We start from the raw sequence: 2,540 nt of genomic DNA, 5'->3' as shown, positions 1-2,540 counted from the left end.
CGTTGAAATCCTGCGGAAGATCCTTGCCTGCGGGTACGTTGTTAAAGCTCATGAGCACTCTCTTCAATGTGAAAGTTCAAATTCGAAAGGAACCGGTATCTGTCAGGCCTCCAGGCCCTTTTTGCGGCATCGCAGCGACAACTCCGCCGCCCTCGATGCACTTTTGTCCCTGCTGGCAACACAATCCATAGGCGACTTTCGAATTGCAAGCCTGCCCATGAAACCGTGTGAATGAGTCATTATAGCCAATCGGGACGCGCCTCCCGTTGCCGCCGAAGGATCAAAAACCGCCGCGGTGACAGGGGCTGCAACGGGCGTATTCGTTGCCCGGCTCGGCTGTAAGCGAGCGGCAAGAACCGTCACGCAGACAGGAGTACAGACATGGCAGACGCAAAGCATTTCATCGGCAACCAGTGGTTTTCTCCCGCAAGCAACGAGACGATTCCGGTCATCGATCCCTCCGACGGCCAGGTCTTCGCGCAGATCGCCCGGGGGACCGAGGCTGATATCGACCGTGCCGTCCAGGCCGCCCGGCGCGCCTACGAGGGCACCTGGGGCCACGCGAGCGCCGCCGATCGCGGACGCGTGTTGTTCAGGCTCTCGATGATCATCGCCGCCCATCAGGACGAGCTGGCCCACCTCGAAGCGCGCGATACCGGCAAACCCCTCAAGCAAGCCCACGCCGATGCCGCCGGCATTGCGCGATATTTCGAGTTCTACGCGGGCGCCGCCGACAAGCTACATGGCGAAACCCTCCCGTATCAAACCGGCTACACGGTGCTCACGATCCGCGAACCGCACGGCGTGACCGGGCATATCGTGCCGTGGAATTACCCGCTGCAAATCTTCGGGCGCAGCGTCGGCGCGGCGCTCGCCGCGGGCAATGCCTGCGTGGTGAAACCGGCGGAGGACGCGTGCCTGTCCGTTTTGCGTATCGCCGAACTCGCCGCCGAAGCGGGTTTGCCGGAAGGCGCGCTGAATGTGGTGACAGGCTATGGCTACGAAGCCGGCGCGGCGCTCGCGCGGCATGCGGGCATCGATCACATTTCGTTTACAGGATCGCCCGCGACGGGAGCGGCCGTCGTCAAGATGGCTGCCGATAACCACGTTCCCGTCACGCTGGAACTCGGTGGCAAGTCACCGCAAATCGTGTTCGCCGATGCCGATTTCGATGCCGCCCTGCCCGCCCTCGTCTCGGCGATCGTGCAGAACGCCGGCCAGACATGTTCGGCGGGAAGTCGTGTGCTGATCGAACGCTCGGCGTATGAACCGCTGCTTGAACGCCTGTCCGCCGCATTCAGCGCGCTGAAAGTAGGTCCGAGCAAGCTCGACCTCGACTGCGGTCCGCTCATCAGCGCGAAGCAGCAGCAGCGCGTGTGGGATTTTCTCTCCGATGCCCAGCACGACGGCATCGTAATGGCCGCGCACGGCGAAGTGGTCGCCGAAGCGCCGCAAGCGGGCTTCTACCAAGTGCCGACGCTTTTACGCGATGTCCCGCCGGCGCATCGGCTGGCGCGCGAGGAAGTGTTCGGTCCCGTGCTCGCGGCCATGCCTTTCGACGATGAAGCCGAAGCCATCAAGCTCGCAAACAGCACGGACTTTGGCCTGGTCGCCGGTATTTGGACCCGCGATGGCGGCCGTCAGATGCGCGTCGCGCGCAAGGTCCGCTCAGGGCAGGTTTTCATCAACAACTACGGCGCGGGTGGCGGTGTCGAGTTGCCCTTTGGGGGCGTGAAGCACTCGGGGTACGGCCGCGAAAAAGGTTTCGAAGCGTTGTACGGTTTCACGGTTCTCAAGACCATCGCGATCAAGCATGGTTAATTAGGATTCCCAAGGAGACGATATGAGACTGCAAGGCAAGACGGCCATTGTGACAGGGGGCGGTTCGGGATTCGGCGAAGGCATTGCGAAGACCTATGCGCGCGAAGGGGCGAACGTGGTCGTGAACGATCTGAACGGCGCGGCGGCGCAACGCGTCGCAAGCGAGATCGCGTTGACTGGCGGCAAGGCCATCGCCGTGACCGGGGATGTGACTAAACGCGAAGACTGGAAAACGCTCTTCGATGCCGCCATCGACGATTTCGGCAGCGTCCAGATCGTGGTGAATAATGCCGGCACGACCCACCGCAACAAGCCTGTGATGGATGTGACCGAGGCGGAGTTCGATCGCGTCTATGCGGTCAACGTCAAGAGCATCTACTGGAGCATGGCGCAATTCGTTCCCTACTTCCGCACCGTTGGCGGCGGCGTGTTCATCAACGTGGCATCGACGGCGGGTGTGAGGCCACGGCCCGGCCTGGTCTGGTACAACGGCAGCAAGGCGGCGGTGATTATCGCGAGCAAGGCGCTAGCGGTTGAGCTTGGGCCGGACCGGATCCGCGTCAACTGCATCAATCCGGTGATGGGTGAGACAGGGTTGCTGTCTGAGTTCATGGGCGTGGAGGACACTCCGGCGAACCGGCAGAAGTTTCTAGCGACCATTCCGCTCGGACGGCTTTCGACTCCGCAGGATGTTGCGAATGCAGCGCTCTATCTTGCAT

At 62.1% G+C, this 2,540-nt stretch carries 3 protein-coding genes; all 3 read left to right on the top strand.

Annotated elements, in window-relative coordinates; genetic code table 11:
- A partial coding sequence (locus WCA53_RS14270; RefSeq protein ID WP_423911306.1) for a hypothetical protein occupies window positions 1–235 on the top strand: 235 nt, incomplete at its 5' end.
- A 146-nt stretch (window positions 236–381) separates the two neighbouring features.
- On the top strand, window positions 382–1,821 hold the full coding sequence (locus WCA53_RS14265; RefSeq protein ID WP_423911304.1) for an aldehyde dehydrogenase family protein: 1,440 nt from the start codon (window positions 382–384) through the stop codon (window positions 1,819–1,821).
- A gap of 22 nt (window positions 1,822–1,843) precedes the next feature.
- The coding region (locus WCA53_RS14260) for an SDR family oxidoreductase (RefSeq protein WP_423911302.1) at window positions 1,844–2,540 on the top strand (697 nt) is incomplete at its 3' end.

This window comes from Caballeronia sp. (assembly GCF_049581465.1).
Lineage (GTDB): Bacteria > Pseudomonadota > Gammaproteobacteria > Burkholderiales > Burkholderiaceae > Caballeronia.
The sequence above is the reverse complement of the archived record's forward strand: the minus strand, read 5'-3'. Positions and strand labels throughout refer to the sequence as shown.